The sequence below is a fragment of the Sphingomonas bacterium genome (genome assembly GCF_903644055.1).
GTDB lineage: Bacteria > Pseudomonadota > Alphaproteobacteria > Sphingomonadales > Sphingomonadaceae > Sphingomonas_I.
This window is the reverse complement of sequence record NZ_CAHJXD010000297.1, coordinates 1-6,567: the sequence shown is the minus strand read 5'-3', so window position 1 is coordinate 6,567 and position 6,567 is coordinate 1. Positions and strand designations below refer to the sequence as shown.

Below are 6,567 nucleotides of genomic sequence, written 5' to 3'. Positions count from 1 at the left end.
CCAGCCCGCCGCCGATCGCCGTCGCCGCCAGAACCACACCCGAGAGCAGCCGCCCCATTCCCATTTCACCCCTGGCCATCATCCCGATCCTCTTCTTGAGCTGGTCCTTGTGGCTGAGCGCGCAGGCCATCGCGGGCATGTGCCCCGAGGCCGACTTGAGCATCGCGCTGCCATAAGGATGACGCTCGCCCGGCGCCGCCTCGGCGAGCACGGTGGCGTCGCAGGCCAGTTCCTGATCGGCGCGGAAGGCGCGATAGGCGCGGTGCGCGAGCGGGTTCCACCAGTGCAAGGCGACGATGCCCAGCGCGAGCAGGTTGGCGGGGATGTCGAGCCGATCGTGGTGCGCGGCCTCATGCTTGAGCGCGAGGCGGCGCTCCTCCGAGGTGTAGCGGCTGAGGAAATTGCCGGGCAGCAGGATGCGCCGCTTGAGAATTCCCGCGGCGATCGGGCCGGAGACATGCCCGCTGATCAGCACATCGATCCCGCATTCCCGCGACAGCCGGACCGAGCCGCGCAGCGCGCGATCGAGGAACAGCCGGTAGCGCAGCAATTGCGTGGCGAACAGCAATAGCGCGCCGCCAAGCCACACGGCGACGGCGATCGCCGCCCAGTCGATGGGAGGAGGCGGCGCGCCATCCAGCAGCGCCAGCGCGGGATGCGGCGGGCCGAGTTGCAGGATCGCCTCGGGCGCGGGCAGCGGACCGGGGCCCTCGCGCATCAGGCGGGCGGCGCTCGCGGGATCGATCAACCCGATCGTCGAGCGATGCGGCCCGACATAGGCGATCGGGATCATCAAAGTCCGCCAGCCGGGCAACGGCGGCAGTATCATGCGCAGCGCGGGCAGCAGCCACAGGGCATAAGCGACGCGCGGCCCGAAGGCGCGCATCACCGGCGCGCGTACCGCGAGGACCAGCGCCATCAGCAGCGTGCTGGCGATCAGGGTCTGGACGATCCAGACGGGCGAAATCAGGGACATCATGGCCGCAGCTCCTTCAGCAGCGCTTCCAGTTCGGCGATATCGTCGGCGGTCAGCCCCTCGCCCTCGGCAAGGTGCGCGACCAGCGGCGCGGCGCGGCCGCCGAACAGGCGATCGGCGAAGCGGCGCGTCTCGGTGGCGGCATAGTCGCCGCGCGTGACGGCGGGCCGGTAGAGGTAGCGGCGGCCATCCTCCTCATGCGCGAGCACGCCCTTGGCGAGCAGGCGGCCGAGCATCGTCTTGATCGTCGTCGCGCTCCAGCCGCGTCCGCTGTCGACGCGCTCGGAAACTTCCTGCGCGGTGAGCGGGCTCTGTTGCCAGAGCACCTCCATCACCGCCAGCTCGCCCTCACCGATCACCGCCATTCCGAGTCTCCGATTACGGGTGTAGTCGTAATGACTACGCTGGTAGTCGTCAATTGCTAAAAATTGATCCTTGTTACGGTTGTAGCTTGGCTGACCGAACACCATCTGCCCAAGCAGCGATGGGGTGGATGATGCGGCGACGGTTTTTGGCAGCGATCACCGCCGGCGCGCTGGCGCTGACCGGATGCGGCGGCAAGGCGCCCCCGCCGCCGCCCAAGCCCCGCGTCACCGTCGCGCATCCGCTGGGCCGCGATATCGTCGACTGGGACGAATATGTCGGGCGGTTCGAAGCGATCCAGGATGCCGACGTGCGCCCCCGCGTCTCGGGAACGATCACCGCCATCCTGTTCCGCAACGGGCAGGACGTCCGCGCCGGGCAGCCGCTGTTCATCGTCGATCCCCGCCCCTATCGCGCCGCTTATCTGCAGGCGGCGGCGGCGACCGGCCGCTCCGCCGCGACGCTGGCCAACGCGCAGACCGAGCTCGCGCGCGCGCAGAAGCTGCGCTCGCTACAGGCGGTGAGCCAGGAGGAGCTGGAGACCAAGCTCGCCAACGTCCGCACCGCGCAGGCCGATCTCGACGCCAATCGCGCCGCGCAATCGACGGCCAAGCTCAACCTGGATTTCACCACGGTGCGATCGCCGGTCACCGGCCGCGTCTCCGACAAGAAGGTCAGCCTGGGCGACGTCGTCACCGCGGCCACGACCGATCTCACGCGAGTCGTCACGCTCGATCCGATCTGGTTCACGTTCGAGGGCGCCGAGAGCCTCTATCTGAAATATACCCGCCAGGCGCAGGAAGGCGAGCGCGGCTCGTCGCGCAACACCCCCAACCCGGTGGACATCCAGCTCGCCGACGAGAGCAGCTATCCGCACCATGGCAAGATGGTTTTCGTGGATAATGCGATCGATCCGCGATCGGGCACGATCCGCGCGCATGCCGAACTCGCCAATCCGGGCCGCATGCTGACGCCGGGGATGTTCGGCCGTGCGCGCCTGGTGGGATCGGGCACCTATCGCGCGATGCTGATCCCGGACGAGGCGATCACCACCGATCAGACGCGCAAGCTCGTCTATGTCGTCGACGGCCAGGGCAAGGCCGCCGCGCGCCCGGTCGAAACCGGGCCGATGGTCGCGGGGCTGCGCGTGGTGCGCACGGGGCTGACGCCGCGGGATCGCGTCGTGCTGGACGGGCTGACGCAGCTCCAGCCGGGCGCGGCGGTCGATACCGTGATGACCAGGCTCACGCCGCGCGCCGAGGATACCGCGCCCGGAGCTTCGCCGCTGACGGCACCACCCGCCGCCGCCGCGACCACGCATTAGGCCGGACGGTTGCGCTTCCCGCATTTCTTCATCGAGCGGCCGATCTTCGCGGCGGTGCTGTCGATCCTGATCGTCGTATTCGGCATCGTCGCCTATCCGCTGCTGCCCGTCGCGCAATATCCCAATATCGCGCCGCCGACCGTGGTGGTGACGGCGAGCTTCCCCGGCGCGACCGCCGAGACGCTGGCCGAGACCGTGGCGGCGCCGCTCGAACAATCGATCAACGGCGTCGAGCATATGCTCTACATGTCCTCCTCGGCGACGGGCGACGGCAACCTGACGATCACGGTGACCTTCGCGCAGGGCAGCGACATCAATCAGAGCCAGGTGCTGGTGCAGAACCGCGTCTCCTCGGCGGAGCCGCGCCTGCCCGATCAGGTCCGCCAGATCGGCGTGACGGTGAACAAGAACGCCCCCGATCTGCTGATGGTCGTCGAGCTGATCTCGCCCGACAAATCGCTGTCGCAGCAATATGTCTCCAACTATGCGACGCTGCAGCTCGTCGATCGGATCACGCGCCTGCCCGGCATCGGCAACGTGCGGCTGTTCGGCGGACGCGATTACAACATGCGGATCTGGATCGATCCCGATCGCGCCGCCGCGCTCAACCTGACGGTCGACGAGGTCATCGCGGCGGCGCGCGCGCAGAACGTGCAGGTCGCGGCGGGCACGATCGGGCAGCCGCCGTTCAGCCGCGGCGGCACCGCCTTTCAGCTCAACATCCAGACCAAGGGCCGGCTAACGAGCCCCGAGGAATTCCGCGACATCATCGTCAAGACCGACGATCAGGGCCGGATAACGCGGCTCGGCGATATCGCCCGGATCGAGCTCGGCGCGCAGGAATATGGGATCAACTCCTATCTTTCGGGCCAGGCCTCGATCGGGATCGGCATCACCCAATTGCCGGGCTCGAACGCGCTTTCGACCGCGGCCGCGGTGGAGGCCGAGGTGGTCAATTCGGCCAAGAGCTTCCCGCCCGGCCTCGCCTATCGCATCCCCTACCGCCCCACCGAATATATCTCGGAATCGATTTCGGCGGTTCAGCAGACGCTGGTCGAGGCGATCATCCTCGTCGCTCTGGTGGTGCTGATCTTTCTCCAGAGCTGGCGCGCGGCGATCGTGCCGATCCTGGCGATCCCGGTCTCGCTGGTCGGATCGTTCGCGGTGCTTGCCGCCTTCGGCTTCAGCCTCAACAATCTCTCGCTGTTCGGCCTCGTGCTGGCGATCGGCATCGTCGTCGACGATGCGATCGTGGTCGTCGAGAATATCTCGCGGCTGATCGAGGAGAAGGGCATGGAGCCGCGCGCCGCGGCGCATGCGACGATGGACGAGGTATCGGGCGCGCTGATCGCGATCGCGCTGGTGCTGATGGGCGTGTTCGTGCCGACGGCCTTCATCCCCGGCATTTCGGGGCAATTCTATCGCCAGTTCGCGCTGACGATCATGAGCGCCACCGCGATTTCCTGCTTCGTCTCGCTCACGCTTTCGCCGGCGCTGGCGGCGTTGATCCTGAAGAAGCATGATCCAGAGCGCCGGGCGCCCGCGGGCTGGCGCGGGCTGCCGCATCGCTTCGCCGCCCTGTTCAACCGGGGCTTCGATCGGCTGGGCAGCAATTACGGCAAGTTCACCGCGCGGGCGGTACGCGCGCTGGCGATCATCGGCATCGCCTATGTCTGCCTGATCGGCCTCGCAGGCTGGCGCTTCTACGCTACGCCGACCGGCTTCATCCCGGCGCAGGATCAGGGCTTCCTGATCGGCGTAATCCAGATGCCGCCGGGCGCATCGCTCCAGCGCACCGACGAGGTTTTGCGGCATGCGCAGGATATCGCCGGATCCTATTCGGGCACCGAGAATACCGTCGCGTTCGCCGGGCTCGATGGATCGAGCTTCTCCAACGCGCCCAATGCGGCGACGATGTTCTTCACGCTGAAGCCCAAGTCCGATCGCGCATCGATCGCGCAGGTGACCGCCGATCTTCGCCAGAAGCTGGCCCCGATCACCGGCGGCCTCATCCTGCTGGTCGCGCCTCCGCCGGTCGCGGGAATCGGCACGGGCGGCGGGTACAAAATGATCATCGAGGATCGCACCGGCACCGATTACAAGGCGCTGGAAGCCGCGACGATGAAGATGATGATGGCGGCCAACCAGACGCCGGGCCTCACATCGGTGTTCACCACCTTCAACACGCGAACGCCGCGGCTATATGCCGACGTCGATCGGGAGAGGGCCGAGCAGCTCGGCCTGCCGGTGCAGAACATCTTCTCGACCTTCGGCACCTATCTCGGCTCCACCTATATCAACGACTTCAACTTTCTCGGGCGCACCTTCCGCGTGACCGCGCAGGCCGATTCGGCGTTCCGCGACGAGACCGGAGATATCGGGCGGCTGAAGGCACGTTCCAGCTCGGGAACGATGGTGCCGCTGGATGCGGTGATGAAGCTGCGCAACGACAGCGGCCCCTATCGCGTGGTGCGCTACAATCTCTATCCCTCGGCCGAATTGCAGGGGGACACCGGGCCCGGCTATTCGAGCGGCCAATCGCTGCGCACGATGGAAGGGCTCGCGCAGAAGCTGCTGCCGTCGGGGTTCAGCTTCGAATGGACCGAGCTCGCCTTCCAGCAGCGCTCGGCGGGCAACACCGGCATGCTGGTGTTCGGGCTGTCGGTGCTGTTCGTCTTCCTGTTGCTGGCCGCCAATTACGAGAGCCTGGTGCTGCCGCTGGCAGTGATCCTGATCGTACCGATGTGCCTGCTGGCCGCGATCGTCGGCGTCAACATCATGGGGCGGGACAATAATATCCTCACGCAGATCGGGCTGGTCGTGCTCGTCGGGCTCGCGGCGAAGAATGCGATCCTGATCGTCGAATTCGCCAAGCAGCATGAGGAACAGGATGGCGAAGGGCCGGCGAAGGCCGCCGAACATGCCGCGCACCAGCGGCTCCGCCCGATCCTGATGACCTCGGTCGCCTTCATCCTCGGCACGCTGCCGCTGGTGATCGACAATGGGCCGGGCGCCGAGATGCGGCAGGCGCTGGGCATCGCGGTCTTCTTCGGGATGATCGGCGTGACGTTGTTCGGGCTGCTGTTCACGCCCTCCTTCTACGTCATCTCGCGCAATTTCGGCGGGTGGGCGCGCGATCGCTATCGGCGCATGCGGGGCCCGCGCGCCGCCGGGGATGCGACGTGAAGCGCCTGCTCGCGCCGGCGGCGGCCCTGCTGCTCGGCGGCTGCATGGTCGGCCCGAACTACAAGGCCGCCACACCACCGCCGGCCTCGAGCGGTCCGTTCGTGGAGCCGGCGCGCAGCACGCAGGACCTGCCCGCGCGCTGGTGGCAGCTTTACGACGATCCGACGCTGGATGCGCTGATCGACGAGGCGCTGCGCAACAATACCGACCTGCGCGTCGCCACCGCCAATCTCAAGCGCGCGCGCTATGTGCTCGCCGAGGCGCGCGGCGCGCTGCTGCCGACGACGAGCCCTTCGGCCAGCTATACGCACACCCGGCAAGGCACCGCGTCGCTGGGCGTGACGGGTGCGGTGGGAACGGTCGGCACGACGACCGCGGCCTTGCCCGACGGCATCACCTACGATGCCTATTCGCTGGGCTTCGACGTCGCCTACGAAGTCGATCTGTTCGGCGGCGTGCGGCGCGGGATCGAGGCGGCGCGCGGCGATTACGAGGCGACCGCGGCGCAGCTCGATGCCGCGCGCGTCACCGTCGCCGCCGATACCGCGCGCGCCTATGGCGACGCCTGCGGCTATGCCGCGCAGGCCGCCAACGCGCGCGAGACGATCGCGCTGCAGGCGCGCACGCTCGATCTGACCGAGCGCCTCAACAGCGGCGGCAGGGGCACGCTGCGCGACGTCGATCAGGTGCGCACGCTCTACGAACAGGCGCAGGCCTC

The 6,567-nt window shown here is 67.7% G+C and carries 5 protein-coding genes; 3 read left to right on the top strand and 2 right to left on the bottom strand.

The annotated features are described in order from the left end of the window. Nucleotides 1-979, bottom strand: a 979-nt coding sequence (locus HUU94_RS12630; protein ID WP_217429622.1) for a M56 family metallopeptidase, incomplete at its 3' end; no start/stop codon positions are given. Further along, nucleotides 976-1,341 (bottom strand): BlaI/MecI/CopY family transcriptional regulator, encoded by a 366-nt coding sequence (locus tag HUU94_RS12625; protein ID WP_174275417.1) that lies wholly within the window; start codon nucleotides 1,339-1,341, stop codon nucleotides 976-978. The genes HUU94_RS12630 and HUU94_RS12625, both read right to left, overlap by 4 nt. A gap of 146 nt (nucleotides 1,342-1,487) precedes the next feature. On the opposite strand from HUU94_RS12625, the gene HUU94_RS12620 reads away from it, so the two are divergent. The 3 genes from HUU94_RS12620 to HUU94_RS12610 form a co-directional block, all read left to right on the top strand. Beyond that, complete coding sequence (locus HUU94_RS12620; RefSeq protein ID WP_254602197.1) at nucleotides 1,488-2,663, top strand: efflux RND transporter periplasmic adaptor subunit; 1,176 nt, start codon at nucleotides 1,488-1,490, stop codon at nucleotides 2,661-2,663. Between the two features lie 9 nt (nucleotides 2,664-2,672). After that, nucleotides 2,673-5,849, top strand: a complete 3,177-nt coding sequence (locus tag HUU94_RS12615) for an efflux RND transporter permease subunit (RefSeq protein WP_174275415.1) — start codon at nucleotides 2,673-2,675, stop codon at nucleotides 5,847-5,849. Further along, the coding region (locus tag HUU94_RS12610) for a TolC family protein (RefSeq protein ID WP_174275414.1) at nucleotides 5,846-6,567 on the top strand (722 nt) is incomplete at its 3' end. The genes HUU94_RS12615 and HUU94_RS12610, both read left to right, overlap by 4 nt.

What these genes read in the sequence shown, in the direction of transcription:
- HUU94_RS12625 (WP_174275417.1), bottom strand. Translation starts at nt 1,341, where the DNA reads ATGGCGGTGATCGGTGAGGGCGAGCTGGCGGTGATGGAGGTGCTCTGG.